This window comes from uncultured Bradyrhizobium sp. (assembly GCF_947648125.1).
Classification (GTDB): Bacteria; Pseudomonadota; Alphaproteobacteria; order Rhizobiales; family Xanthobacteraceae; genus Bradyrhizobium.
This window is the reverse complement of record NZ_CANSMR010000021.1, coordinates 104683-129715: the sequence shown is the minus strand read 5'-3', so window position 1 is coordinate 129715 and position 25033 is coordinate 104683. Positions and strand designations below refer to the sequence as shown.

Below are 25033 nucleotides of genomic sequence, written 5' to 3'. Positions count from 1 at the left end.
TTCTACTCGGCGCTGCGCTGACGCTGCCAGCGCAACAGATAGGCCTGCAGCCGCCAGATGATCGCCGACAGCACGACGCCGACCAGCATCAAGACCACGACCGCGACCATCATGCCTGAGGCTTCCCCACGCGCCTCGGACTCGATGATGAGGCGGCCTATGCCGCGCTCGGCGCCGATGAACTCGCCGACGATCACGCCGATCAGCGCGAAGGAGATCGCCGGCGTCAGCGAAGCGAACACCCAGGCCATGGTCGAGGGGATCACCACGGTGCGGGTGATCTGCCACTCGCTGGCGCCGAGCAGCCGCGCGGCATTGGTAAAGCCTTCGTCGATCGAGCGTGCGCCCTCGAAGGTGTTGAAGAACACCAGGAACACGACGACGATCCAGGAGGTCACGATCTTGGACATGTCGCCGATCCCGAACGCCAGCACGATGATCGGTGCTAGCGCGATCCGCGGGATCGAATTCACCGCGGTGATGAACGGCTGGAAGATCGCGCTCAAGCGATCGGACCGCCCGAGGATCAGCCCGGCGGCGAAGCCGCTGACCACGCCGGTGACGAAGCCGAAGAAGGTGTTCTTCAGGGTGATCGCCGTCGCGGCCCAGAGATTGTTCTCATTGCGCGCCAGGCACTTTGCGAACTCGCCGTTGAACCAGCCGTTGAAGACGCCAAGCTTTGAGGTCAGGCAGCTCTGGATCAGGAAGTTGTCGAAGATCATCGACGGCTTCGAGATGAAGTAGGGGTCGAGCAAATCGGGCACCAGCCAAGGCAATTTGGTGCGCAGGTCGTAGCCCCATTGCCACACCGACAGCACGATGGCGCAGATCAGGACCTGCCAGCCGATCGTGCCGAGCGTGCTGTATCGTCTCATGCGCTGCGACCCTTGACGAATTCCTCGCCGAGCGAGTGCCAGATATGCTGGAACAGCTCGGCATAGCGCGGGGTCTCGCGCACCTTCACCGCATCGCGCGGACGCGTGAAATCGACCGCGAACATGTCCTTGATCCGGCCCGGCCGCGCCGAGAACAGGATGATGCGATCAGCCAGCGTCAACGCCTCACCGAGATCGTGGGTGACGAACAGCACGGTCTGCTGCTCGCGCTCCCAGATCCGAAGCAGCACCTCGTGCATGTCGATCTTGGTGTGGGTGTCAAGCGCGCCGAACGGCTCGTCCATCAGAAGAATCTGCGGCTCGACGATCAAGGTCCGCATCAACGCCGCGCGCTGCCGCATGCCGCCCGACAGCGCCGACGGATAGGCGTGTTCGAATCCCTTCAGCCCAGCCTGAGCGACGCATTGCGCGATGCGCTCTTTCCGTTCCTGCGCCGGCACGCCGGATAGCTCCAGCCCGTAGCCGATATTGTCGGCGACGGTCCGCCAGGGGAACAGCGTGTCGCGCTGGAAGACGTAGCCGACATTGGGCGTCGCCTTGCCGGGGACGACGCGCTTGCCGTCGATCAGGATCTCGCCGCCGGTGGGGCGGATCAGCGAGGCGATCATGTTGAGCACCGTGCTCTTGCCGGAGCCCGACGGCCCGAGCAGCGCAACGAACTCACCGCGGCGCACGTCGAAGCTGACGTCGCGGACGGCCTCGATGGTGGTCCTGGCGAGCTGGAACGACTTGCTCAGGCCCCTGACCTCGACGCGGCGGTCGGCCGAGGCGCGCGGCGATACAGTTGCGCTCGTCTCGAGCGCGCTCAACCCGGATAGGCCTTTCGCGCCGCGTCGATCAGATTGGAGTTGACCACATCAGCGATCTTGAGCGGCTTGATGCCGGTCATCTCACGGAACCAGACCTTCTCGCCGCGCGCGAAGCTTGCGGCGTCGATCGAGCCCTCATAGTCCGCAACCTTCTGGATCGCAGTGATCTCGAGCAGGTTGGCGTCGCGCGACGTGCTGCCGACATAGGGCTCGATGGCGTCGTAGACCTCGGCCGGCTTGTGCGCCTTGATCCATTGCGAGGCGCGCCACAGCGCGGTGACATAGGCCTGCATCTTGGCGGGGTCCTTGTCGATGGTCGCCTGCAGTGTGAAGTGCGCGGTGACCGGCACCTTGCCGCCGATATGCTTGTTCCAGATCGCTTCATCGGTGCCGTCGAACAGCAATTCGCCCCAGCCCTGCTGCTGCGCCTCGTTCAACAGCGACAACGAGCTGACGAGGATGTCAACCTGCTTCGACTTCAGCGAACCGAGCATGGTGTCGACATTGCCGGTGCCGATCCAGGTCACCTTGTCGTCGAGCCCCATGGTTTCCATGTAGTAGGATGCCCAGACGTGGTTGGTGCCGCCGAGCGAGGAGACCGAGACGATCGGCTTGCGGCCGTCGGGCCGCTTCCACTGCGCGAAGGCCTCCAGCGAGTTGATGCCCTGGTCCTTCAGATCCTTGCGCAGGATGAACATCACCGAGTTCGACCGTGTGTCGACCGGCAGCAGCACGCGCGCCGCACGGCCGTGATTGGTCAGCTGCATCGGATGGGTGACGTCGCCGATCCCGACGTCGCCCTGCGACGAGGCGATGATCTCGCGGGTCTTCACGCCGCTGCCGCCCTGCACCAGCTTGCAGTCGAGCCCGGCCTCCTTGAAGTAGCCGATGCGGTCCGCCACAAATTGCGTTTGATAGACCGGCACCGCGACCGGATAGATCGCGCGGCCAGCGGCCGCCTGCGCCCATGCACGCCCGGTCGCCAGCGCCGCGCCGCCCGCGGCGATCACCGTCAGAGCCGATCGCCTTGAAAGGTGGGGCATGGTGAGGCGCGCCATCACGCGTGCTCCTTCGCCGAAATCTTGTCGAGCGCGCTGAGCACCGCATCGCCCATCTGGGCGGTCGACAGCTTCTTCGCCCCGGCCTCGGCGATATCGGCGGTGCGCGCACCGGATGCCAGCGCGGTCTGCACCGCCTTTTCCAGCAAGTCGGCATCCTCGGCGCGGTTCAGCGTCAGGCGGAGTAGCATCGCGACGCTGAGGATCGAGCCGAGCGGATTGGCGATGCCCTTGCCCGCGATATCGGGCGCGCTGCCATGCACGGGTTCATAGAGCGCCTTGCGCCGGCCGAAGCGATCCACCGGACCGAGCGAGGCCGACGGCAGCATGCCGAGCGAGCCTGACGCCATCGCCGCGCAGTCGGACAGGATGTCGCCGAAGATGTTGCCCGTCACCATCACGTCGAACTGACGCGGCTCGCGCACGATCTGCATCGCGGCGTTGTCGACATAGAGATGGGTCAGCTCGACGTCGGAGAACTCCTCCTTGTGCAGCCTGATCACCTCCTCGCGCCAGACCACGCTGGTCTCCAGCACATTGGCCTTGTCGACCGAGCAGACCTTGTTGCGCCGGGTTCGCGCCAGTTCGAATGCCGAGCGCGCCACGCGGCGGATCTGGTTGGTGGTGTATTGCTCGGTGTTGAAGCCGCGGCGCTGGCCGTCCGGCAATGTCTCGATGCCGCGCGGCTCGCCGAAATAGATGCCGCTGGTCAATTCACGGATGATGACGAAGTCGACGCCGTCGAGCACCTCGGGCTTGAGCGGCGCCGACGCCGACAGCGCCGGGCTCGCCACGATCGGCCTCAAGTTCGCGTAGAGATCGTATTTGCTGCGCAGCCCCAAGAGACTGCCGGCCTTGCGCGCCGCCGCGGGCACTTCGGTGGTCTCCGGCCCGCCGGTCGCGCCCCACAGGATGGCGTCGGCCTCGTCCATCGCCTCCGCGGTGTCCTCGGGCAGCACCTTGCCGGTGGCGAGATACGGGATCAGGCCGTATTGCGCCTCGCGCAGGGTCATCGGCACGTTCCGTTTGGCTGCGAACCACTCGAGCACGCGACGCGACTGCGCGGTGACCTCAGGACCGATGCCCTCGCCGCCGACCACGGCGACCTTGACCATGTTGGATTGCGTGTTCATGCCGGTGTCCTTGAAGCAGGCGTCTTCTGAAAATGAATCCAGGGCCGCGCCGTGCGGTCAGAAGCCTGGAAGGCGTGGATCTCGTCATCGCGCTGCAATGTCAGCGCCACCTCGTCGAGCCCCTTCAACAGCCCTTCGCGCCGCCGCGGGTCGATCTCGAACGAATGCCGCGCGCCCGACGGCGAGGCGATGGTCTGTGCCTCGAGGTCGATCGAGACCTTGCCCGCGCCCTGCGTCGCCTCGATATCGGCGGCAAGCTGATCCACCACCGCCTTGTCGATGACGACAGGCAGGATGCCGTTCTGGAAGCAGTTGGCGAAGAAGATGTCGCCGAAGCCGGAGCCGATGACGGCGCGGATGCCGCGCTCCTGCAGCGACCACACCGCGCCCTCGCGCGACGAGCCGCAGCCGAAATTCGGCCCCGTAACCAAGATCTCCGCCTCCCGGTACGGCTCGCGGTTGAGGATGAAATCAGGATTCTCGGAGCCATCAGGCAGATAGCGCAGCGAGCCGAACGCCCATTTGCCGAGCGTGCCGCGGACCCCGTTGCCGACCAGGCGCTCGATCCGAATGATCACGTCGGTATCGATATTGGCGCGCATGATCGGCGCAGCGGTCGCGGTGACCTTGTCGAACGGTTTTGGCATCACTGGCGTCCCATGATCCTGACATCGGCGATCGCGCCGGCAATGGCTGAGGCCGCCGCACTCGCGGGGCTCGCCAGATGCGTCCGCGCCCGCGGCCCCTGCCGGCCGACGAAGTTGCGGTTCGAGGTCGAGACCGAGCGCTGCCCGGGCGCCACCACCTCACCATTGGCGGCAAGGCACATCGAGCAGCCGGGCTCGCGCCACTCGAAGCCGGCATCGATGAAGATCTTGTCGAGCCCTTCGGCGACCGCCTCGCGCTTGACGTTTTCCGAGCCCGGCACCACCCAGGCGCGGACCCCGGCCGCGACCTTGCGGCCGCGCGCGACCTCGGCCGCCGCGCGCAGATCGCTCAGCCGGCTGTTGGTGCAGGAGCCGATGAACACCCAGTCGACCGGCGTGCCGGCGATCGGCGCACCGCCCTGCAGGCCCATATACTCGAGCGCGGTCTCGATCGCGGCGCGCCGCAAGGGATCGTCGACCGTCTTCGGATCGGGAATGACGCCATCGACGCCGACGACGTGCTCGGGGCTGATGCCCCAGGTCACCTGCGGGATGATCTTTTCGACGTCGATCACGACCTCGCGGTCGAACACCGCGTCGGGATCGCTCGGCAGTTCGCGCCACGCCTTGACCGCGAGATCCCACATCTCGCCTTGCGGCGCGTAGGGGCGGCCGCGCAGGAATTCGAAGGTCTTCTCGTCCGGCGCCACCATGCCCATCTTCGCGCCGAGTTCGATCGAGAGATTGCAGATCGTCAGCCTTCCCTCGATCGGCAGCGCGCGGATCGCGCTGCCGGCATATTCGACCGCATAGCCGGTGCCGCCGGCAGCACCGATATGCCCGATCAGCGCGAGGATCATGTCTTTGGCGGTGACGCCGAGCGGCAGCTTGCCCTCGAAGCGCGCGCGCATCGTCTTCGGACGCTTCTGGATCAGCGCCTGCGTCGCCAGCACATGGGTGAGCTCGCTCGACCCGATGCCGAAGGCGAGCGCCCCTAAGCCGCCATGGGTGCAGGTGTGGCTGTCGCCGCAGACGATCGTCGCGCCCGGCAGGCTGAGGCCGAGTTCCGGCCCGATGACATGGACGATGCCCTGGCCGGGCTGATCGACATCGAACAGCGTGATGCCGCTCGCCGCCGTCTCGACCCGCAGCGCGGCCAGCAATTCCTGTCCGATCTTGCTGGTTCCGGCGCGGCCGGGCGCCGTCGACAGCGCGTGATCCGGCGTTGCGAATGTCAGCTCGGGATTGTGAACCTTGAGGCCGCGGCTCTTGAGATCGAGCAGGCCGCGCGAGCCGCCGAGATCGTGCAGCAGATGGCGGTCGATATGAAGGAGATCGGTGTCCTCGCTCAAACGAGCAATGACATGCTGGTCCCAGATCTTCTCGAGCAAACTTCGGCCGGGCATCCGCCTTCCCCTGCTCTCTGCGTTTCCATGGCTTGGTCTTGTTGGGCGCCAATCTGTGCCAAAGTTGTCGTCAAGTGAAGCAGTTTTGCCCTAACATCACATATGTGATGGAGGTGCGGTACTTGACCCGCCGAGGAGCCAGCCATGCCGAATCCGAATAAGACGGCCATCGTCAAATCGGCCACGCGGACGTTTGCAGTTCTGGAGTTCTTTCGGAAAACAAAGCGGGCGGCTTCCGTGACTGAAATAGCGTCCGCGCTGGAGATGCCCCAATCGAGCACGTCCGTGTTGCTTCGCTGTCTCGTTGAATTGAACTACCTTGAATACGAGCGAAAGACCCGGCGTTTCATCCCGAGCTACCGGGTCAATCTGCTCGGTGACTGGATCCGTCGTTCTCCGTTCCGCGATACCAAGCTCACCGACCTGATGGAGGAACTCTGGACCGCGACGGGCGGCGAAACCGTCATGCTTGGACAACAGGCCGGCGCCGCCGGGATGCAGTATCTGCACGTCGTCCCCGGCGGCTCTCAGCTTCAGTACACCGCTCAAGCCGGTCAGATACGGCCGATGGTTCGGACCGCGCTCGGACATGTGCTGCTGAGCCAAATGCCGAACATCAAAATCCGCGGCATTATCCGGCGCAACAACGCCGAGGAGCCGAGTCAGTCAGCGCGGGTTCGCGAATCGGCCTTTCTCGAGGAGGTCGAGCGCATTCGCCGCCGCGGCTTTTCCGAGACGGGCGGCCGCACGACGCCGGGCGCGAACACAATTGGCATGCTTATCCCCCGACCGAAGCGACGCGCTCCGCTCGCGATCGGCATCGGCGGCCCCATCGAACGCATCGCGGCAAAGCGCGCGCACATCATTGAAGTCATGCAGAGCCGGCTGAGGGAGCTGACCGATGCAGCGCCGTAGCCCGGATGAAGCGAAGCGAAATCCGGGCTACAAGTGCTCGACCTTGTATCCTACGACGCCAGCGCTTCCTCCGGCATCACGACAGCGAGATGCTGGCTCTCGGCCACGGCGCGGTTGGTGATGCGGCCGCGATGGACGTTGAGGCCTGCGCGCAGATGCGGATCCTCGACCAGCGCGCGCAACCCCTTCGACGCCAGCGCCAGGCCAAACGGCAAGGTGGCGTGGTTGAGCGCGTGGCTCGAGGTGACCGGCACCGCGCCCGGCATGTTGGCGACGCAATAGTGCACGATGTCGTCAACCAGATAGGTCGGCGCCTGATGCGTGGTCGGCTTCGAGGTCTCGAAGCAGCCGCCCTGGTCGATCGCGACGTCGACCAGCACCGCACGGCGTTTCATGCCTGCAAGCTGCGCGCGCGAGACAAGTTTCGGCGCGCTGGCGCCGGGCACCAGCACCGCGCCGATCACAACGTCAGCCGCGAAAACTTCCTGCTCGATCGCTTCCAGCGTGGCGTAACGGGTGCGGACGCGCCCGAGGAAGAGGTCGTCGAGCGCGCGGAGCCGCGGCAATGAACGGTCAAGGATGGTGACGTCGCTGCCAAGGCCGGCGGCCATCCGCGCCGCGTGGGTGCCGACCACACCGCCACCGATGATCGCAACGCGCGCCGGCGGAACGCCCGGCACGCCACCGAGCAGCTTGCCCATGCCGTCGGCGGATTTGCGCAGCGCAGCACCTGCGGCCTCGATCGCGAGCCGGCCCGCGACTTCGCTCATCGGCGCGAGCAGCGGCAGCCCGCCATGCGCGTCGGTCACGGTCTCATAGGCGACCGCCGTGCAGCCGGAGGCGACGAGCCCCGCGGTCTGCGGCACGTCGGGCGCGAGATGCAGATAGGTGAAGAGGATCTGGCCTTCGCGCAGCTTGATCCATTCGGATGGCTGCGGCTCCTTCACCTTCACGATCATTTCGGCGACCGAGAACACCTCTTCTGCGGTGTCGGCAATCCGTGCGCCGGCCTGGGTGTAGACGTCATCGCCGGCACCGATGCCGTCACCGGCGCCGCGCTGGACCACCACTTCGTGGCCGTGCGCCACATATTCCCGCACCGAGGCAGGCGTCAGCCCGACCCGATATTCCTCGACCTTGATTTCCTTGGGCACGCCGATGCGCATGGTCCGCTCCTTGAAGGATTCGTTTCCGTTAGCCCCAAGGCTATTCCTCGTCACATGGCGTTTCTCAGCGAATTCCGGCTTGTGCACATGCAGATGCGCTCATATCCTTCGTTTCCAGCTCAGCCTTCGAAGGAAAACTGCGTGGACGGTCTCGATCGTATTGATCTCAGAATCCTTGCAGAGCTCGTCGCCGACGCTCGCGCCAGCCAGATCGAGCTCGCTGAAAAGGTCGGGCTGTCGCCGACCGCCTGTGCGCGGCGCATCCGTCATCTCGAGGAGATCGGCGTGATCCGCGGCTACCGCGTCGACCTTGAGCCGACTGCGCTTGGCCTTGTGACAACAGTTGTCGTCACCATCACGCTGGAGAAGCAGAGCGAGGATTATCTCGCAGCCTTCGAGGCCGCGATCGCGCGCTGCCCCGACGTCGTATCCTGCCATCTGATGTCGGGCAGCGACGATTATCATCTGCAGGTCATTGCCCGCGACATCGCCGACTTCGAGCGCATCCACAAGCAGCATCTGTCGCGGATGCCGGGCGTCGCCCGCATCCATTCCAGCTTCGCGATGCGCGAGGTGGTCCGCCGCACCATTCCGGAAACCGCGCTGCGCGGCTGACTGCAGTTCCACCTCTCCCCATCGGGGAGAGGTATATCCGAACAACACTCCGCCACGTTCACCGTGTTTTCGCACGCGGCCACATCCGCGCCAGCGTCTCGTCCTTCTTGACGACGACATGCCAGAGTGTCGCGGCGATGTGCAGCGCGACCACGGCATAAACGAAGTAGGCCAGCGCGCCATGCGCCAGCTCGCCGGCCTCCGCGACCGCCTTGTTGTCGGCGAACAGGCGCGGCCAGCTGAAAGTCCAGAAATAGCGCAGCGAATAGCCGCCGGCCGACGAGACCATGTCTCCGGTCACCGGCATCACGAAGAGGATGGCGTAGAGCGCCCAGTGATTGAGCCTTGCGGCGATCCTGACCAGCGGCGAGAACGAACCCGGCTCCGGTGGCGCCGTGGTCACGGCGCGCACCATCAGCCGCAGAATCGCTAGGAAGAACAGGGTGACGCCGAGTGACTTGTGCAGCTCGAGCAGCTCGCGCCGCGGCGACGTCCCCGCCGGCTGCAGCCCGCAATAGAGCCCGATCAGCATCGCCGCGATGAACAGCACCGCCGTCGCCCAGTGAATCCGGCGGAGCAGCGGATCGTAGCTGGCCGTCATGTCCGTCGTCACAAGGCGCCTTGGCGTGAAGCCGCCCGTGCGGGATCGGCCCGAAAATGGAAGGCCGTTCAATAGATGATCGCGTGACGCCTGCCTACCGGGCAGGCGCCAACCTCGATCACGATCGCGAAGGCTGGACTCCCTCCATCGTCATTCCGGGCTCGCGCCCCGGAATGACGAACGGAGGGGCCGGCGCAGCCACGCGCTCACTGTCACAAACGCCGCGCTGTCACAAACGCTGTCACAATCGGAGCCGCCCAGCCCTGCGCCACACGCATTTTTTAGTCGTGATTCGCCACCTTCTATGACAGAATTGCTACAATTCGATATCAGTTCGGTTACACGCGGAGCGGTGAATGAGCATGGAGTGGCGGGCGCGGCCGGTTTCGCTGGCTTGGTCGAATCCAGTGGTCCGGTGGTGGGGCTTCCTGAGCCTCGTCAGTGCCGCCAACATCGCGATCTGGTTCGCGCTGTACCGCCAGTTCCACGAGCAATCGAACGGCAGCCTCAGCAACACGTCGGGCATCGGCCTGATGCTGCTGCTCTGCGCGGCCTATGTGTTCGGCTGCGCCTTCCGCTCGGTGCTGCCGCGCGCCGACGTGCAGCGCATCTGCCTGTTCGACACCTGGCTGTCGAGCGTCGTGGTCGGCCGCACGGTTGCCACCGTCGCCGAGGTCTGCTTCGCCGCGCAATGGGCGATCATCCTGCATCAGCTCGGCACTATGACCGGCGCCGAGACCACCATCACCATCGCCTGGATCATCGTGCCGCTGATCGTGATCGCGGAATGCTTCTCCTGGTATGCGGTGCTGACCACCCATTATCTCTGCAACGCGATCGAGAACTCGATCTGGGCCGTGGTGTTCTTCCTGGTCGGGATCGCGCTGTGCCGGCTGCTGCCAGAGTTTAATGGCCCGGTGCGCTGGGCCTTCATCGTCGCGATCGTCGGCATCGCCGCCTTCCTCGCCTTCCTGATGACCGTCGACGTCCCGATGTATCTGAACCGCTGGCGCGCCAATCTCGCGGCCGGCGGCACCCTGCTGCATCCGCTCGAAGGCCTGCGCGACGTCAGCCGGCGCTGGGTCGTGACCCATGACATCGCCGAGTGGCGCGAGGAGATCGCCTGGATGTCGCTGTATTTCAGCATGGCGGTCTGGTCGAGCCTCGCGCTCTGCGTCGGCTACTCGCTCGAGGACCAGCTGCCGCGCTACCGCACCGAGCCTGTGATCGTCGCGACGACGCCGGCGATCGAAAGCCCGACGCCGGCGGCACAGCACACCGCAACGATCGACGCGGCGGCGCCGTCGCGGAATTGAGCGGCGGCCGCCCGTGTGCGGCTTGTGGCCCCCAGCGCTTTCGGAGTAAACGCTGGATCATCCCCGCTCATCCATCAGCGCGTTCAATGCCCCGCATCACCATCATCGAAACCGGGCTCGTCAGTCCGCAATTCCGTGAGCGCCACGGCAGCTATCCGCAGATGTTCCAGCGTATGGTGGCCGCTGCCGATCCCTCGATCGCCTGCGACGTCGTCAGCGTCGCCAACGGTGAGGCACTTCCGGATCCGGCCACATTGGATGCGATCCTGATCACGGGATCAGCGGCCGGCGTCTATGACGATGTCGCCTGGATCGCGCCGCTCGAAGCCTTTGTGCGCGCCGCCCATGACACGCGTGTTCCGATGCTCGGCGTCTGCTTTGGCCATCAGCTGATCGCGCAGGCGCTCGGCGGCACGGTGCGCAAATCGGAGAAGGGCTGGGGCATCGGCCGCCACATCTATCGGATAGCGCCGGACAACGGGCTGATCGACGGCGAGACGATCGCGGCGGCCGCCTCGCATCAGGACCAGGTGATTACCCCGCCCGCCTCCGCACGCACTATCATGTCGTCCGAGTTCACGCCGCATGCCGGGCTGCTCTATGCCAACGGCACGACGCTGTCGGTGCAGCCGCATCCGGAGTTCACCGCCGATTACGCCGACGCGCTGTGCGAGCTGCGCCGCGGCCTCGCGCCCGACGCCGTGGTCGAAACCGCCAAGGCATCGCTCACTGAGCCACTCGACCACGCCACGCTCGGCGGCGTGGTCACGCGCTTCCTCACACGTCGCGCGCCTGAGTGAGAACCCTCAGGTCATGCTGCCCGGCATGAAGCAGCGCACGCGCGGGTGGCCGTCGATATAGTGCTTCCACACCATGGTTCGCCCGATCTTGTTCGGCTCGGTGATCAAGGCCTCGTCCGGCACCACGACCCATTCGTCGTCGATGTGCACGCGGTAATGACCGTGATCCGATTCCCAGTCCGGATCGGCGACCACGGATCCGTCGGCGTCGGAACAGCATTGTCCGTAACCGCTGTGCAGGCTTTCAAACCAGGGCTTTAGAGGAGAATTGGCGTAGCGGCCGTCGTCGCGCGCCAGGGTCGGCGATGTCAACCACATCGTCCCGAGCAGCAGTGCCGCACGCGTGATGGCGTGCATGGTGTCGTCTCCGCAAGTGTCGATCCAGCTGCGGGCGCGCATCACTTGCTGTTCGCCGGCGACATTGCCTTTGCCGGCGAAACACGACGAATCGGCGCCCCAGCACCTTGCATTGAAGTATGCAAGAGCGACGCCAGACTGCATTCCGGGAGACTACGGCCGACGAAAGTATGGGAGCGCGGACCGCCGTGCACGGCAGGCCGCCATCTCATGCGCGCGCGATCGGCCTCGGCGCGGCTCGATCAGCGGATCGCCGCAGCGACCTCGGGGACGAGCGGCGGTGCGCTTCGCGACGCCGCCTGCAGCGCGCATTCGACGAACCGGCGCGGCAGCAGCGAGGCGTTCGAGCGCATCGCCACCAGCATGCGGCTCTCCGCATCCGGCGTGTCCAGAGCTTTGGCGACAACGTTCATGACGCCGGCGTGCTGGTAGCAGGACGGCAGGATCGAAAGTCCGATCCCCGCGGCGACGAGGCTGAGCACCGTGCGCAGTTCATGCGCCTCCTGCGCGATCCGCGGCGCAAAGCCGGCCCGCCGGCACAGCATCGCCGCCTGGTCGCCAACGCCGCAACCGCTCTCTGCCATGCCGACGAATTCGTGCTCGGCAAGGTCCGCAACGCTGAGCTTGCCGGGCGCGGCGGCCAGCGGATGATCGAGCGGCAGGAACACCATCAACCGGTCGCGCCAGACGACATGAACCTGCAGATCGGCCGCGGGCCGGAAATCCAGCGGCGGCCGCATGATCGCGACGTCGAGCTCGGCGTCAGCGAGCGCCTGCAGCTGCTTTGCCGTCGACATGTGCCTGAGCTCGATCTTCACCCGCGGATAGCTGCCGCGGAAGCTGCGGAACAGTTCGGCGAACATCTCGAGCATCGGCACCGAGTCGGTGAAGCCGACGCGGACCGCACCGGCTTCGCCGCGCGCTGCACGGCGCACAGTCTCCGACGCGAGGTCGAGCTCGCTGACGGCACGCCGTGCGTGCTCCAGCAGCAATTGGCCAGCCTGGGTGAGTTCGACCGCACGCCGCGTCCGCGACAACAGCTGAGTGCCGAGCTCCTCCTCCATCGCCTTGATCTGCGTGCTCAGCGGCGGCTGGCTGACATGCAGCCGCTTGGCGGCGCGGCTGAAGCTGAGCTCTTCGGCCACCGCGATGAAGTAGCGAAGCTGCCTGTAATCCATCGCTTATTCCGTTTCCCTATAAGTGACGCGTCAAAGCGGTATTTGACCTCCCACGGCCGTTTCCCGATCTTGGCGGCAGAACGCCGATGCTCCAAGGGGCAACACGCGCAGCCGGTCAGCCATGCGAAATCGCCGCGAATAACAGGCGCTCCGCCCGGTTCGGATCACAAGCGCGATAACAAGAAGCAAGGGAGGATTCCAATGGGCCAAGCGTCCGTCAGCGAGCTCGAACAACAAACCATCCGCCGGGTCTATTGGCGGCTGATCCCGATCCTGTTCGTGATGATGTTCTTCAACTATCTCGACCGCATCAATCTCGGCTACGCCGGGCTGACGATGAACAAGGACCTCGGCCTCAGCCCCGCGATCTTCGGCTTTGCGGCCAGCATCTTCTTCCTCGGCTACATGGTGCTCGAGGTGCCGAGCAATTTGATGCTGCACTGGCTCGGCGCCCGGATCTGGCTCGCGCGCATCCTGATCACCTGGGGCCTCGTCGCCACGCTGACCGCCTTTGTCTGGAATCCGCTCAGCCTCTATGTGATGCGGTTCGGCCTTGGCGTCGCGGAAGCCGGCTTCATGCCCGGCGTGGTGCTGTATCTGACCTACTGGTTCCCCGCGCGCTATCGCGCCCGCGCGGTGGCCGGCTACATCATCGCCGGCTCGTTCTCGGCCGTGCTCGGCGGGCCGATCTCGACCAGCATCATGACGTGGTTCGACGGCGCGTCCGGCCTGCATGGCTGGCAATGGATGTTCATCGCCGAGGGCGTGCCGACCATTCTGCTCGGCCTGTTCACGCTCTATTATCTGACCGACCGTCCCGCCAAGGCGAGCTGGCTCACCAAAGAGCAAGCGGCCTGGCTTGAGGGCGAGCTCGCCACCGAGCGGGCCGAGATCGAACAACAGGGGCAGCACAGGTTGATCGAATGCGTGCTCGATATCAGGGTCTGGCTGTTGGCGGCGCTGTTCGGCTGCGCGCTGGTCGGCATCTATGGCCTGTTGCTGTGGCTGCCGCAGATCATCAAGGGCATGGGCAATCTCAGCAACATCGAGGTCGGCTTTCTGTCGGCGATCCCGCCGCTGCTCGGCGTCGTCGGCACCATCGTGGTGAGCCGCAGCTCGGACAAGACCGGCGACCGCAAGTTTCATCTCGCGGCCGTCTATCTGCTCGCCGCCGTCGCCATGCTCGGCAGCGCCTATGTCGCGAGCCCGGTGCTGGCCTTCGTGTTCCTCTGCATCGTCGGCTTCAGCCTGAACGCCGGCAATCCGTTGTTCTGGAGCATCAACGCCTCGCTGCTGACCGGCGCGGCCGGCGCCGCCGCGATCGCCATGGTCAACACGCTGGCGCAGTTCGGCGGGCTGATCGGCCCCTGGTGCATCGGCCTGATCAAGGACTCCACCGGAAGCTTCTCCTGGGCGCTGGTCGGCATTGCCGGCTTCCTGTTCGTCGCATCCGCCATCGCCGCCACCATGCGCGTCAAACCGCGCGAGACAGAATTGACGGGCGCGATCCCGTCATCCGTCGCACACTGACAACTACGCCAAGGACGCAACCATGATCATCGATTGTCACGGCCACTACACCACCGAGCCGGCCAAGCTGCAGATCTTCCGCGACAAGCAGCTCGCCGGCCTCGCCGACAGATCGCGCCGGCCGCTCACCACCAATCTCGGCATCACCGACGACGAGATCCGCTCCAGCGTCGAGGGCGCGCAGCTTCGCCTGCAGAAGGAGCGCGGCACCGACGTCACCATCTTCTCGCCGCGCGCCGCCGGCATGGCGCACCATGTCGGCAAGGAAGCAACCAGCCGCGAATGGACCACGATCTGCAACGACCTCGTGCACCGGGTCTGCACGCTGTTCCCGCAGAATTTCGTCCCCGTCTGCCAGCTGCCGCAGAGCCCTGGCGTTAAGCCTGCCAACTGCATCGAGGAGCTCGAGCGCTGCGTGACCCAGCTCGGCTTCATCGGCTGCAACCTCAATCCCGATCCCGCCGGCGGCTATTGGTGCGATCCGCCGCTGACCGACGAATGGTGGTATCCGCTCTATGAGAAGATGGTCGAGCTCGACGTGCCGGCGATGGTCCATGTCTCATCGTCCTGCAATCCCTGCTTCCACGGCACCGGCGCGCATTACCTCAACGGCGACACCACCGCCTTCATGCAGTTCCTGACCTCGGACCTGTTCAAGCGCTTCCCGACCCTGCGCTTCATCATCCCGCATGGCGGCGGCGCGGTGCCCTATCACTGGGGCCGCTACCGGGGCCTCGCACAGGACATGAAGCTGCCGCCGCTGTCGGAGCATCTGTTGAAGAACGTGTTCTTCGACACCTGCGTCTATCATCTCCCCGGCATCGAGCTGTTGACCCGGGTGATCCCGGTCGAGAACATCCTGTTCGCGTCCGAGATGGTCGGTGCGGTCCGCGGCATCGACCCTGAAACGGGACATCACTTCGACGACACCCGCCGCTACATCGATGCGCTGCCCCTGAGCGCTGCGGACAAGGCCAAGATCTTCGAGGGTAACGCCCGCCGCGTCTATCCCCGCCTCAACGCCCATCTCGACCGCCGCGCGCACTGAACGATGATGGAACCGATCGGGCCACGAGCCTGCTTCACCTCTCCCGCTTGCGGGGGAGGTCGCATCGCAAATGCGATGCGGGTGGGGGTTCTCTCCACTGGGTGACTCGTGGAGAGAGCCCCCACCCCGGCCCTCCCCCGCGAGCGGGAGAGGGAGCGCACCTCCTGCGCGGCCACCATGCGACCCAATTCAACCGTGCTCCAAGCAATCACGCGCAACACAAACTCCGGAGAACACCGATGGCCATAGGATTTGCAATTCACAAGGCGAAGCGGAAAGTCTCGCCCGACCTCGTCGCGCGCTACCGCACGCTGCCGGTCGCCAATATCAGCGATGTGATGTCGCGGATCGCGGGCACCAACCGGCTGCGGCCGATGCATGCCGGCGGCTGGCTCGGCGGCCCGGCGCTGACCGTGAAGACCCGGCCCGGCGACAATCTGATGGTGCACAAGGCGATCGACCTGGCCCAGCCGGGCGACGTCATCGTGGTCGATGCCGGCGGCGTCCTGGTCAACGCCATCATCGGCGAGATCATGTCGACGCTGGCGGAGAAGAAGGGCGTCGCGGGTTTTGTGATCGACGGCTCGATCCGCGATGCCGGCGCGATCCGCGCCGGATCGTTCCCGGTGTTCGCCGCCGGCGTCGCCCATCGCGGCCCCTACAAGGACGGCCCGGGCGAGATCAATTGCGCCATCTCGATCGACGGCATGATCGTCGAGCCCGGCGATCTCATCGTGGCCGACGACGATGGCGTGCTCTGCGTGCCGCATGACGACGCCGAAGCCGTCTGCAAGCTGACCGAGGCCAAGAAGGCGACCGAGGAAAAGGCCATCCAGCAGATCCTCGCCGGCACCAGCGACCGCCGCTGGGTCGATGAGGCCTTGCAGCGCCTCGGCTGTGAGTTCAAGGACTGACCCACCGCCGCTGCCCCAAGAGGCGGAATGCCTGCCTCTTGGGCATAAGTCTCCGCAAAACCGGCGAAAATCGCCGCCGCGCGAACGGTTGGCGCGTCCGTTCACCGGCATCGGGAATTTTTCCCGATTCCAGATGGAAAAGAATCCCGGACCTCCGGGACACATCTTGTTTGCCAAAGCTAAAGTGCTCCCGCAGTCTCGAAGCCAAGGTTCGTCGGGGATAAAAGCCGAACCGGGACAACAGGGTGGGCGTTATGGCTGGTGCGTTGTTGCGTGCGGCAACACGGTTTTGGTCTGGTTCGGTCACGACGCGCGGCGCTGCGGCCATGCTCACCACCATCGGAGCCGCGGCGCCGCTGACGATGGTGCAAGCCCAGACCCCCGCCCCGACCGAACTGCCGCCGGTCACGGTGATTGCCCCCTCGCCGCTTTCGGGTACGCGCAGCATCAAGCCCGCCTCCCGGCCGGTGGTGCGGACCTCGCGCACCGCCCGAACACGGGCCGCGCCGGCGCAAACCGCGGCGGCGCCCGAGGGCGGAACCGGGGTCCCGGGCCCCTCCGAGCGCGATTCAAGCCTGCTTGATCGCGACAAGATCCCGTCCAACACCGAGGTGCTGACCTCGGCAGATTTCAGCCGCAACTATTCGACCAACTTTCTCGACTCGGTGAACCGCAAGCTGCCCGGCGTCACGCTGACCGACCAGACCGGCAATCCGTTCCAGCGCAATCTCGACTACCGCGGCTTCGTCGCCTCGCCGGTTCAGGGAACGCCGCAGGGCATCGCGGTCTATCAGAACGGCGTCCGCATCAACGAATCCTGGGGCGACGTGGTCAACTGGGATTTCATCCCGGAAAAGGCCATCGACCGGGTGTCGCTGGTTCCGAACAACCCCGTGTTCGGCCTCAACGCGATCGGCGGTGCGCTCAGCATCCAGATGAAGAACGGCTTCACCTATCAGGGCGTCGAAGGTGAAGTGTTCGGCGGCTCCTTTGGGCGCGTGCAGGGCAGCGTGCAGGCCGGCGGCCAGAAGGACAATATCTCGGCCTATGCCGCGTTCGAATCCGCCTATGACCGCGGATGGCGCGACTACGCTAATTCCTCGCACGTCAACCGCATGTATGTCGACATCGGCGCGCGCAACGACGACACCGAATTCCACGTCAATTTCACCGGCGCCAGCAATCTGCTCGGCAACGTCGCCGCAACGCCGGTCGAGATGCTCAACCAGCGCTGGTCGAGCGTCTACACCTGGCCACAATCGACGATGCTGCAGCTCGCCTTCGTCAACGCCACGCTGAGCCATAATTTCTCGGACACCTGGTCCTTCCAGGGCAACGCCTATTTCCGCGGCTTCCGGCAGACCCATGTCGACGGCAACGGCACCGACGTTGCGCCGTGCGACGATCCCACGACATTGTGCATCGGCGACGGCCTTCCGGTTTTCGGTCCGGCGGACGGTCCGGCGACTCCGAACACGCTGGGTAACGCTTTCCTTGGCGAACTCGATCGTAACCGGGCCGCCACCAACAGTTTTGGCGGTACGGCCCAGTTCACCAATACCGACAAGCTGTTCGGGCACGACAACCACGTCGTCATGGGCGTCAGCGTCGACCATGGCAACACCAAGTTTGCTGCGACCAGCGAACTCGGCACGGTCGATCAAAATCTGTTCGTGACGGGCACCGGTGTCTTCATCAACCAGCCCGACGCCGGTCTCAGCCCGGTCGACCTGCGCGCCACCAACACCTATACCGGCGTCTACCTCACCGACACGTTCGACGTGACGAACAGGTTGTCGGTCACTGCCGGTGGACGATTCAATTATGCCCAGATCGACTTGCAGGACCAGACCGGGACCAACGACCTGCTCAACAGCAGCAATCGTTTCCAGCGCTTCAACCCGGTGATCGGCGGCACCTTCAAGATCACCCCGAACCTCACTGCTTATGCCGGCTATTCGGAGGCCAACCGCGCACCGACGCCGCTGGAGCTCGGCTGCTCCGATCCCAACCATCCCTGCATGATCGACACCTTCCTGGTGGCCGACCCGCCGCTCAAGCAGGTGGTGTCGCACACCGTCGAGGCCGGCCTGCGCGGCAGCTGGGGCCGCGACGCCAGGACCGGCATGCTGAGCTGGGGCCTGGGCGTGTTCCACACCCTGTCCGACGACGACATCATCCAGGTCACGAGCCCGCTCGGCGTCAACAATTTCGGCTTCTTCCAGAATGCCGGGCAGACCCTGCGGCAGGGCATCGAGGCCAAGCTCGACTATCGGCTCGATCGCTGGAATGCCTACGCCAACTACACCTATGTCGACGCAACCTATCGAAGCGCGATCGCGCTGTCCTCGCCGAACAATCCGAATGCCCTGACCAACGATGCCGGCGCGCAATTTGTCAACGTCACGCCGGGTGATCAGATCCCGGGCATTCCCGCGCACCGCTTCAAGGCCGGTGTCGACTACAACGTGACCGATGCGTGGAAGGTCGGCGCCGACCTCAACGTCGTGGGCAGCCAGTGGATCATGCATGACTACACCAACCAGAGCCCGAAGGTGCCGGCCTATTCGGTCGTCAATCTGCACACGTCCTACCAGGTCACGAAGAACATCGAGGTGTTCGGCCTGATCAACAATGTGTTCAACCAGCACTACTATCTAAGCGGCGCGTTCTACCAAACGGGCGGCTTTACCAGTGCTGGCGGCCTGCCCAATCTGATGGCGCAGCTGAGCGATCCCCGCACCTTCGTGCCCGGCATGCCGCTCGCCGCCTATGCCGGCATCAGGGCAAAGTTCTAGGGCGCGATGAAGTCAAGGTGCGGCGAGCCAGCGACGCGAACTCGCCGCACCTCTCCCGCTTGCGGGGTCGAGACGAGCGAAGCTCGCTCTTAGGTCGGATCGCATCGACAGATGCGATCCGGGTGGGGGCTCTCTCCCCATAAAGAGTGTCGATCGCGGAAACACCCCCACCCCAGCCCTCCCCCGCAAGCGGGAGAGGGAGCGCACTTCCTTCGCGGAGGTTATTCAACCTGTCCAGGCATTGGCGAGCGATGCGAGCCCCTACGCCACTGTCCCGCCGTCGACCGGCATCGCGATGCCGGTGACGAACGAGGCCTTGTCCGACAGCAGGAACACCGCGACCTCGGCGATCTCCTCCGGGCGCGCGGCGCGGCCCATCGGGTTGCGGGTCACCGCAGCCTTGATCAATTCTTCGGGGTCCGCCTCGTTGTGGCCCGGCTGGTCGGGCCGGTTGACGAACACCCGCAGCATCGGCGTGTCGATCGCGCCGGGACAGATCGCATTGACGCGCACACCGTCCTTGGCGTGACGCTTGGCGAGCGCCCGCGCGAGGCCGATCACGCCGGCCTTGGCCGCCGAATAGGTCGGGCTCCAAGGCGAGCCGACCAGGCCCGAGGTCGATGCGGTGAACAGGATGCTGCCCTTGCGCCGCGCCGTCATCTGCCCGAGCGCAGCATTGGTGGTGATCAGCTGCGAGCGCAAATTGAGATCGACGCTGAGATCCCAGCCTTCCAGATCGTCGATCACGGACGGACCGGGAATACCGAGATGATTCCAGACGCAATCGAGCACGCCGAACTCTTTCACGGTCGCAGCGACGATGTCGCGCGAAAAGCCATCGTCGCGCAGATCGCCGGTCAGCGCCAGCGCGCGGCCGCCGCCCTTTTTGATCTCGCCGACCACCGCCTCCGCGCCGGCCTCGTTCTGGTCGACGACCGCGACCGCCGCGCCCTCGCGAGCGAGAATGAGCGCACCGGCGCGGCCGGCGCCCGACGCTGCGGCGGTGACGAGTGCGATCTTGCCTTGCATGTCCATGGTTCGATCCTGACTGTGCTCGCGACCTCGAGCCTTCTTGGTTCTGATTGAAGTTCTGGTTGGATCAGGATCGCAACGCTGTGGTCTTGCGCTGACGCGCTACCGTCAGGCTGGAGGCTTCGCGCTAGCGGCCGCCGAACAGAACCGGAGACTGGCCGGGCAGCAGCTGCGAATGAATGTCGCTGTCCATGCGCTCCGCCCCTTGCTGGGTGAAACCGGCGCCGAACGACAGGGTGACATTCGAGGTCGGGCGGAACTCCACGCCCGCACGTGCCGTATACCCGGCGTTGACGCCGGGATTGCCGCTGAACGGCGCCAGCGGACCGCCGGCGCCGGGGGGATTGTATTTCAACGAGTCGAAGCCGGCGAAGAACGTCACGGGCGTATCACCGACACCCTTGAAATTGTAGCCGACCTGCGCGCCCTGATATTCGAGCGAGCCGAATGCCGCCGATTGACCGAGCGTGTTCCAGCCGACGCGGCCGCCTTCGCCGCCGATGAACCAGCCATCCGGACGGCCGTTCAGATACGAGAAGTCGCCGCCTTTCGGGGCGGCGGCGTCAAAGCCCGGAAAGTTGCCGTAGGTATCCGCCTTCTGACCATCGGCCAGGCTGCCGCCGAAGCCGAACAGCGAGCCCGGCGTCCAGTAGCGCACAGGTCCAGCCTGGGCGTTGGCCTGCTGGGCGCCGAGACAGAGCACTGCGGCGATGATTGCGAGACCAGATTTGCTTGCGAAGATCGACATTCGGGAGACCGTCACTTGTGCGCGCGAACTATACCCTTCGGACGTCGGCTACGCCAGCGCGGCGCTTCGGCGCGACGGCCCCGCCTCTTGCCAATCGCGCGGTCACCCCTTATGTACTCGCCTCCTTTGTAGAGCGAGCGATCCAGGTTTCCAACATGCGGCAGTCACAGCGAGCATCGATGCTGATGACGGGAGGGCTAATGCCCTCGTCCGCCGCCATTCTGCTTTGGACCTGACCTCACGTCACACCTGACATTGGAAGGCAGCCCGGAGCGGAAGCGGCTCCTGGCGCCGAACGGGCTCTCGCGGTGCCTCGAGTCGTGCAAACCCAGCACGGGAGCTCGAACACCACAGGTGTCCCATGGCCAAAGAGAAGTTCATCCGCCTCAAGCCCAACTGCAATGTTGGCACGATCGGCCACGTGGATCATGGCAAGACGACGCTGACGGCAGCGATGACGAAGGTTTCAGCCGACCACGGCTGGGGCGCGTTCGTCTCCTACCAGGACGTTGCCAAGGCGTCGGCCGCGCAAGGTACGCGTGACGATACGAAGATCCTGACGATTGCGACGAGCCACGTCGAGTTCTCGACGGCGGCGCGCCACTACTCGCACGTCGACTGCCCGGGCCACGCCGATTATGTGAAGAACATGATCACGGGCGCGGCGCAGATGGACGGCGCGATCCTGGTCGTCTCCGCCGTCGACGGACCGATGCCGCAGACGCGCGAGCACATCCTGCTCGCGCGCCAGATCGGCGTACCGCGCATCGTGGTGTTCCTGAACAAGTGCGACGTCGCTGACGATCCGGAACTGGTCGATCTCGTCGAGATCGAGGTACGCGATCTGTTGTCGAAGTACCAGTATGACGGCGACAACGCGCCGATCGTGCGCGGTGCGGCGATGCAGGCGCTGCGCGGCGAGCACGGTCCGCTGGCGGATCAGGCGATCCTCAAGCTGTTCGAGGCGCTCGACAGCTTTATCGAGCTGCCCGAGCGGCCGAAGGATCGCCCGTTCCTGATGCCGATCGAGGGCGTGCAGTCGATCGCCGGCCGCGGCACCGTGGTGACCGGGCTCGTCGAGCGCGGCACGATCAGGATCGGCGACGAGGTCGAGATCGTCGGCTTCGGCGAGACCCGCAAGTCGGTCGTGACCAGCATCGAGAGCTACCGGAAGATCCTCGACCAGGGGCAGGCCGGCGACAATGTCGGCTGCCTGCTGCGCGGGATCGACAAGGCCACGGTGCAGCGGGGTCAGGTGCTGTCGCATCCGGGTGGTGCGTCGCCGCACCGGACCTTCCGCGCGGAAGTATATGTGCTGACGAAGGACGAAGGCGGCCGGCACACGCCGTTCTTCGCCAACTATCGTCCGCAGTTCTACCTCCGGACCGCCGACGTCACCGGCACTGTCCAGCTCGCCGATGGCGCCGAGATGGTGATGCCGGGCGACAGCGCCGAGTTCACGATCGAGCTCAACAAGCCGATCGCGCTCGAAGCGCGGTCGCGCTTTGCGATCCGTGAAGGCAACCGCACCGTCGGCGCCGGCGTGGTCACCGCGATCGTGGAGTGAGGGATGGGGGCGCGGCGCGAGCCGGGCCCCCATTTTCACAACGGCCGGAGCGATGCAATCAGCCCCCAGCCTGCCTTCGCCGCTGCTGGATCAGATCGATGAAGGCGCGCAAGCCGGCGGGCACGTGGCGGCCACTGGGGTAATAAAGGCAGATCCCCGGATAGGGCGGCGTCCACTCGGCCAGCAGCTGCACCAGCCGCCCCTCGAGCAGATCGCCGGCGACGTCCCATTCGGACATGTAGGCGAGGCCGTATCCTGCGAGCGCGGCCTCGCGGATCAGGCTGGAATCGTCGAGCGTCAGCCGGCCGGAAACATCCACCAGCACCTGCTCGCCGTCCTTCTCGAATTCCCACCGGTACACCGCGCCCGCGGGCAGGCGCATGCGGATGCCGTCATGCGCGGCAAGATCGGTTGGTACCCGCGGTAATTTGCGTCCCTTGAGATAGGCGGGTGCGCCCACGATGACGAGACGCTCGTCGCGCCCGAGCGGCACTGAGATCATGTCAGCGGGCACCTGCTCGGCAAGGCGGAAGCCGGCATCGAAGCCTTCGCGCACGATGTCGATCAACCTGCCTTCGGTGACGATATCGATGGACATCTCGGGATAGCGGTTGAGATATTCGAAGACGATCGGCCGCAGGATGCGCTGCGCCGCGCCCGCCGAGGTGTTGAGCCGCAGCACGCCGGTCGGCGTCGCGCGGTGCTGGTTGACGGCGTCGGATGCGTCGCGGATCGCGGTCAGCGCCGGCGCGACCTCGGCGACGAACTGCTCCCCGGCCGGTGTCGGCGACACGCTCCGGGTGGTGCGGTTGAACAGGCGGACGCCGAGCCGCGCCTCAAGCTCAGCGATCGCCTGGCTCAGCGCCGTGGTGGACAACCCGAGCTCGGCCGCAGCCGCGCGAAAGCTGCGGCGCCGCGCGACCGCCACCGCCGCTTCCAGCTCGATCAGTCGTCCCCGGCTCATTATCCCGATTTCCGGATCAATTCATCCGCTTTAATGCCACTAATCGGGATCAGTCGCCAGAGCTATCTCCGCCCTATCGCAACGCGGAGAGATCACATGCGCATCATCGAGCACATCTATATCGACGGAAAGTTCGTCACGCCTCGCGGCCACGAGCTGTTCGACCTGCACAATCCGTCGACCGGCGCGGTGATCGGCCAGGTGCGGCTCGGCGACGCCGACGACGTCAACGCCGCGGTCGCGGCGGCGAAGCGCGCGCTGCCCGCAATGGCGCGCACCAGCAAGGACGAGCGGCTGAACATGCTGCACGCGTTGCACGCCGCGATGCGCGCGCATGTCGACGAGCTGCGCGAGGCCGTGCTCGAGGAGTACGGCGCGCCGGTCTCACGATCGAGCTGGATGGCCGACTACGCCGCCGACGCATTCCTTGCCGCCGCGCGCACGCTCACCGACTTTTCCCTGGAGCGCGAGATCGGCACCGCCCGCGTGGTGATGGCGGCGGTCGGAATCGTCGGGCTGATCACGCCGTGGAATTCCAACGCCGGCTTCATCTGCAACAAGCTCGCCTATGCGATCGCCGCGGGCTGCACCGCGGTGATCAAGCCGAGCGAGATGAGCGCGATGCAGACCGAGGTGGTGCTGCGCGCGTTGCACGAGGCCGGCCTGCCCGCAGGCGTCTACAACGTCGTCAACGGCCGCGGCGCCGACGTCGGCAACGCGATCACGGCACATCCCGACATCGCCAAGATCTCCTTCACCGGCTCGACAGCGGTCGGCAAGTCGATCGTGCGGGCGAGCGCCGACAGCCTGAAGCGGGTGACGCTCGAGCTCGGCGGCAAGTCGCCGACCATCATCCTCGACGATGCCGATCTCGACGCGGTGATCCCTGGTGTCATCGAAGCCGGTTTCATGAATTCGGGCCAGGCCTGCGTCGCCGGCACCCGCGTGCTGGTATCAGAACGGCGTCGCGCCGAGTTCGAGGCGCGCCTGAAGGCCGCGATCGAGACGCGGGTCAAGGTCGGCAATCCCCGCGATCCCGCGACCACCGTCGGACCGATGGTGAGCCAGACGCAATGGGAGCGCGTGCAGCGCTACATCCACCTCGGTCTTGAGGAAGGCGCGCGCCTGCTTACCGGCGGCGAAGGCCGGCCCGAGGGACTCTCCGGCTATTTCGTGCGCCCGACGGTGTTCGCCGGCGTCAGCAACGAGATGCGGATCGCGCGCGAGGAAATCTTCGGGCCGGTGCTGGCGATCCTCAGCTATCGCGACGAGGACGACGCCATCGCCATCGCCAACGACACCAGCTACGGCCTCTCGGCCTATGTGTTCGGCGACCGGGCGCATGCGGAACAGATCGCCGCCCGCCTCGACAGCGGCCGCGTCGTGATCAACGGCGCCCCACATGAACCACTGGCGCCGTTCGGCGGCATGAAGCAATCCGGCCTCGGCCGCGAGAACGGCCCGTTCGGGCTGGAGGCCTATCTCGAGCCGAAGACATTGCTTGGTGCGAACGCAGCCTGACGCGAGCGCGGTGT

Annotated in this window: 23 protein-coding genes; 10 read left to right on the top strand and 13 right to left on the bottom strand. The window is 65.6% G+C overall.

The window, feature by feature from the left end; genetic code table 11:
* Positions 1-2 precede the first annotated feature (2 nt).
* The 6 genes from Q0030_RS29710 to leuC are packed head-to-tail and all read right to left on the bottom strand — an operon-like array spanning position 3 to position 5949.
* Positions 3-875 carry an ABC transporter permease gene (locus Q0030_RS29710; RefSeq protein WP_298375302.1) on the bottom strand — a complete coding sequence of 291 codons (873 nt, stop codon included), beginning with the start codon at positions 873-875 and terminating at the stop codon, positions 3-5.
* Positions 872-1705, bottom strand: coding sequence for an ABC transporter ATP-binding protein (locus tag Q0030_RS29705; RefSeq protein ID WP_298375299.1), 834 nt, complete (start codon positions 1703-1705; stop codon positions 872-874). The genes Q0030_RS29710 and Q0030_RS29705 overlap by 4 nt, the downstream gene beginning before the upstream one ends.
* Complete coding sequence (locus tag Q0030_RS29700; protein ID WP_298375297.1) at positions 1702-2763, bottom strand: ABC transporter substrate-binding protein; 1062 nt, start codon at positions 2761-2763, stop codon at positions 1702-1704. Before Q0030_RS29700 ends, Q0030_RS29705 begins: the two co-directional genes overlap by 4 nt.
* Positions 2763-3896: a 3-isopropylmalate dehydrogenase gene (gene leuB, locus Q0030_RS29695; RefSeq protein ID WP_298375293.1), complete on the bottom strand. Its 1134-nt coding sequence runs from the start codon at positions 3894-3896 to the stop codon at positions 2763-2765. Before leuB ends, Q0030_RS29700 begins: the two co-directional genes overlap by 1 nt.
* On the bottom strand, positions 3893-4543 hold the full coding sequence (gene leuD / locus Q0030_RS29690; RefSeq protein WP_298375291.1) for a 3-isopropylmalate dehydratase small subunit: 651 nt from the start codon (positions 4541-4543) through the stop codon (positions 3893-3895). The genes leuB and leuD overlap by 4 nt, the downstream gene beginning before the upstream one ends.
* On the bottom strand, positions 4543-5949 hold the full coding sequence (leuC, locus tag Q0030_RS29685; RefSeq protein ID WP_298375288.1) for a 3-isopropylmalate dehydratase large subunit: 1407 nt from the start codon (positions 5947-5949) through the stop codon (positions 4543-4545). Before leuC ends, leuD begins: the two co-directional genes overlap by 1 nt.
* Before the next feature lie 144 nt (positions 5950-6093).
* Between leuC and Q0030_RS29680 the strand changes: the two genes are divergently transcribed.
* Entirely contained in the window at positions 6094-6864 is a 771-nt protein-coding gene (locus Q0030_RS29680) for a helix-turn-helix domain-containing protein (RefSeq protein WP_298375285.1), read from the top strand.
* Between the two features lie 50 nt (positions 6865-6914).
* Here the strand turns inward: Q0030_RS29680 and ald are convergent, their stop codons facing one another.
* Positions 6915-8030 carry an alanine dehydrogenase gene (gene ald, locus Q0030_RS29675; RefSeq protein ID WP_298375282.1) on the bottom strand — a complete coding sequence of 372 codons (1116 nt, stop codon included), beginning with the start codon at positions 8028-8030 and terminating at the stop codon, positions 6915-6917.
* Between the two features lie 93 nt (positions 8031-8123).
* Between ald and Q0030_RS29670 the strand changes: the two genes are divergently transcribed.
* On the top strand, positions 8124-8645 hold the full coding sequence (locus Q0030_RS29670) for an Lrp/AsnC family transcriptional regulator (protein ID WP_298375322.1): 522 nt from the start codon (positions 8124-8126) through the stop codon (positions 8643-8645).
* Positions 8646-8703: 58 nt separating this feature from the next.
* Here the strand turns inward: Q0030_RS29670 and Q0030_RS29665 are convergent, their stop codons facing one another.
* On the bottom strand, positions 8704-9246 hold the full coding sequence (locus Q0030_RS29665) for a cytochrome b (protein WP_298375279.1): 543 nt from the start codon (positions 9244-9246) through the stop codon (positions 8704-8706).
* Between the two features lie 362 nt (positions 9247-9608).
* Here Q0030_RS29665 and Q0030_RS29660 point away from each other — a divergent pair, with 362 nt between their 5' ends.
* Together Q0030_RS29660 and Q0030_RS29655 are read left to right on the top strand one after the other, a co-directional pair.
* Positions 9609-10562, top strand: coding sequence for a hypothetical protein (locus Q0030_RS29660; protein WP_298375321.1), 954 nt, complete (start codon positions 9609-9611; stop codon positions 10560-10562).
* A gap of 86 nt (positions 10563-10648) precedes the next feature.
* Positions 10649-11362 carry a gamma-glutamyl-gamma-aminobutyrate hydrolase family protein gene (locus Q0030_RS29655; protein ID WP_298375276.1) on the top strand — a complete coding sequence of 238 codons (714 nt, stop codon included), beginning with the start codon at positions 10649-10651 and terminating at the stop codon, positions 11360-11362.
* A 6-nt stretch (positions 11363-11368) separates the two neighbouring features.
* On the opposite strand, the gene Q0030_RS29650 is transcribed toward Q0030_RS29655, so the two are convergent.
* Positions 11369-11719: a hypothetical protein gene (locus Q0030_RS29650; protein ID WP_298375274.1), complete on the bottom strand. Its 351-nt coding sequence runs from the start codon at positions 11717-11719 to the stop codon at positions 11369-11371.
* Positions 11720-11961: 242 nt separating this feature from the next.
* Positions 11962-12897 carry a LysR substrate-binding domain-containing protein gene (locus Q0030_RS29645; protein WP_298375271.1) on the bottom strand — a complete coding sequence of 312 codons (936 nt, stop codon included), beginning with the start codon at positions 12895-12897 and terminating at the stop codon, positions 11962-11964.
* A gap of 201 nt (positions 12898-13098) precedes the next feature.
* On the opposite strand from Q0030_RS29645, the gene Q0030_RS29640 reads away from it, so the two are divergent.
* The 4 genes from Q0030_RS29640 to Q0030_RS29625 all read left to right on the top strand — a co-directional run bounded on the left by Q0030_RS29640 (position 13099) and on the right by Q0030_RS29625 (position 19187).
* Positions 13099-14427 carry an MFS transporter gene (locus tag Q0030_RS29640; protein WP_298375269.1) on the top strand — a complete coding sequence of 443 codons (1329 nt, stop codon included), beginning with the start codon at positions 13099-13101 and terminating at the stop codon, positions 14425-14427.
* A gap of 22 nt (positions 14428-14449) precedes the next feature.
* The gene (locus tag Q0030_RS29635; RefSeq protein WP_298375267.1) at positions 14450-15475 is read left to right on the top strand and encodes an amidohydrolase family protein; all 1026 of its coding nucleotides are present in this window, start codon (positions 14450-14452) and stop codon (positions 15473-15475) included.
* A 239-nt stretch (positions 15476-15714) separates the two neighbouring features.
* Complete coding sequence (locus Q0030_RS29630) at positions 15715-16389, top strand: RraA family protein (protein ID WP_298375265.1); 675 nt, start codon at positions 15715-15717, stop codon at positions 16387-16389.
* A 326-nt stretch (positions 16390-16715) separates the two neighbouring features.
* Positions 16716-19187, top strand: coding sequence for a TonB-dependent receptor (locus Q0030_RS29625; RefSeq protein ID WP_298375262.1), 2472 nt, complete (start codon positions 16716-16718; stop codon positions 19185-19187).
* Positions 19188-19448: 261 nt separating this feature from the next.
* Here Q0030_RS29625 and Q0030_RS29620 read toward each other — a convergent pair whose 3' ends face one another.
* Together Q0030_RS29620 and Q0030_RS29615 are read right to left on the bottom strand one after the other, a co-directional pair.
* Entirely contained in the window at positions 19449-20222 is a 774-nt protein-coding gene (locus Q0030_RS29620; RefSeq protein WP_298375259.1) for an SDR family NAD(P)-dependent oxidoreductase, read from the bottom strand.
* A 124-nt stretch (positions 20223-20346) separates the two neighbouring features.
* Complete coding sequence (locus tag Q0030_RS29615; protein ID WP_298375256.1) at positions 20347-20967, bottom strand: hypothetical protein; 621 nt, start codon at positions 20965-20967, stop codon at positions 20347-20349.
* A 361-nt stretch (positions 20968-21328) separates the two neighbouring features.
* Here Q0030_RS29615 and tuf point away from each other — a divergent pair, with 361 nt between their 5' ends.
* Entirely contained in the window at positions 21329-22534 is a 1206-nt protein-coding gene (tuf, locus tag Q0030_RS29610; protein WP_298375254.1) for an elongation factor Tu, read from the top strand.
* Positions 22535-22592: 58 nt separating this feature from the next.
* Here tuf and Q0030_RS29605 read toward each other — a convergent pair whose 3' ends face one another.
* On the bottom strand, positions 22593-23498 hold the full coding sequence (locus tag Q0030_RS29605; protein ID WP_298375251.1) for a LysR family transcriptional regulator: 906 nt from the start codon (positions 23496-23498) through the stop codon (positions 22593-22595).
* Between the two features lie 96 nt (positions 23499-23594).
* On the opposite strand from Q0030_RS29605, the gene Q0030_RS29600 reads away from it, so the two are divergent.
* Positions 23595-25019 carry an aldehyde dehydrogenase family protein gene (locus Q0030_RS29600; protein ID WP_298375248.1) on the top strand — a complete coding sequence of 475 codons (1425 nt, stop codon included), beginning with the start codon at positions 23595-23597 and terminating at the stop codon, positions 25017-25019.
* The last annotated feature ends 14 nt before the right edge of the window (positions 25020-25033 follow it).

Coding starts and splice junctions, on each gene's coding strand:
- Q0030_RS29710 (WP_298375302.1), bottom strand. CDS start 875: ATGAGACGATACAGCACGCTCGGCACGATCGGCTGGCAGGTCCTGATC.
- Q0030_RS29700 (WP_298375297.1), bottom strand. CDS start 2,763: ATGGCGCGCCTCACCATGCCCCACCTTTCAAGGCGATCGGCTCTGACG.
- leuB (WP_298375293.1), bottom strand. CDS start 3,896: ATGAACACGCAATCCAACATGGTCAAGGTCGCCGTGGTCGGCGGCGAG.
- leuD (WP_298375291.1), bottom strand. CDS start 4,543: ATGCCAAAACCGTTCGACAAGGTCACCGCGACCGCTGCGCCGATCATG.
- leuC (WP_298375288.1), bottom strand. CDS start 5,949: ATGCCCGGCCGAAGTTTGCTCGAGAAGATCTGGGACCAGCATGTCATT.
- Q0030_RS29680 (WP_298375285.1), top strand. CDS start 6,094: ATGCCGAATCCGAATAAGACGGCCATCGTCAAATCGGCCACGCGGACG.
- ald (WP_298375282.1), bottom strand. CDS start 8,030: ATGCGCATCGGCGTGCCCAAGGAAATCAAGGTCGAGGAATATCGGGTC.
- Q0030_RS29670 (WP_298375322.1), top strand. CDS start 8,124: ATGCGCTCATATCCTTCGTTTCCAGCTCAGCCTTCGAAGGAAAACTGC.
- Q0030_RS29665 (WP_298375279.1), bottom strand. CDS start 9,246: ATGACGGCCAGCTACGATCCGCTGCTCCGCCGGATTCACTGGGCGACG.
- Q0030_RS29660 (WP_298375321.1), top strand. CDS start 9,609: ATGGAGTGGCGGGCGCGGCCGGTTTCGCTGGCTTGGTCGAATCCAGTG.
- Q0030_RS29655 (WP_298375276.1), top strand. CDS start 10,649: ATGCCCCGCATCACCATCATCGAAACCGGGCTCGTCAGTCCGCAATTC.
- Q0030_RS29650 (WP_298375274.1), bottom strand. CDS start 11,719: ATGCACGCCATCACGCGTGCGGCACTGCTGCTCGGGACGATGTGGTTG.
- Q0030_RS29645 (WP_298375271.1), bottom strand. CDS start 12,897: ATGGATTACAGGCAGCTTCGCTACTTCATCGCGGTGGCCGAAGAGCTC.
- Q0030_RS29640 (WP_298375269.1), top strand. CDS start 13,099: ATGGGCCAAGCGTCCGTCAGCGAGCTCGAACAACAAACCATCCGCCGG.
- Q0030_RS29635 (WP_298375267.1), top strand. CDS start 14,450: ATGATCATCGATTGTCACGGCCACTACACCACCGAGCCGGCCAAGCTG.
- Q0030_RS29630 (WP_298375265.1), top strand. CDS start 15,715: ATGGCCATAGGATTTGCAATTCACAAGGCGAAGCGGAAAGTCTCGCCC.
- Q0030_RS29625 (WP_298375262.1), top strand. CDS start 16,716: ATGCTCACCACCATCGGAGCCGCGGCGCCGCTGACGATGGTGCAAGCC.
- Q0030_RS29620 (WP_298375259.1), bottom strand. CDS start 20,222: ATGGACATGCAAGGCAAGATCGCACTCGTCACCGCCGCAGCGTCGGGC.
- Q0030_RS29615 (WP_298375256.1), bottom strand. CDS start 20,967: ATGTCGATCTTCGCAAGCAAATCTGGTCTCGCAATCATCGCCGCAGTG.
- tuf (WP_298375254.1), top strand. CDS start 21,329: ATGGCCAAAGAGAAGTTCATCCGCCTCAAGCCCAACTGCAATGTTGGC.
- Q0030_RS29605 (WP_298375251.1), bottom strand. CDS start 23,498: ATGAGCCGGGGACGACTGATCGAGCTGGAAGCGGCGGTGGCGGTCGCG.
- Q0030_RS29600 (WP_298375248.1), top strand. CDS start 23,595: ATGCGCATCATCGAGCACATCTATATCGACGGAAAGTTCGTCACGCCT.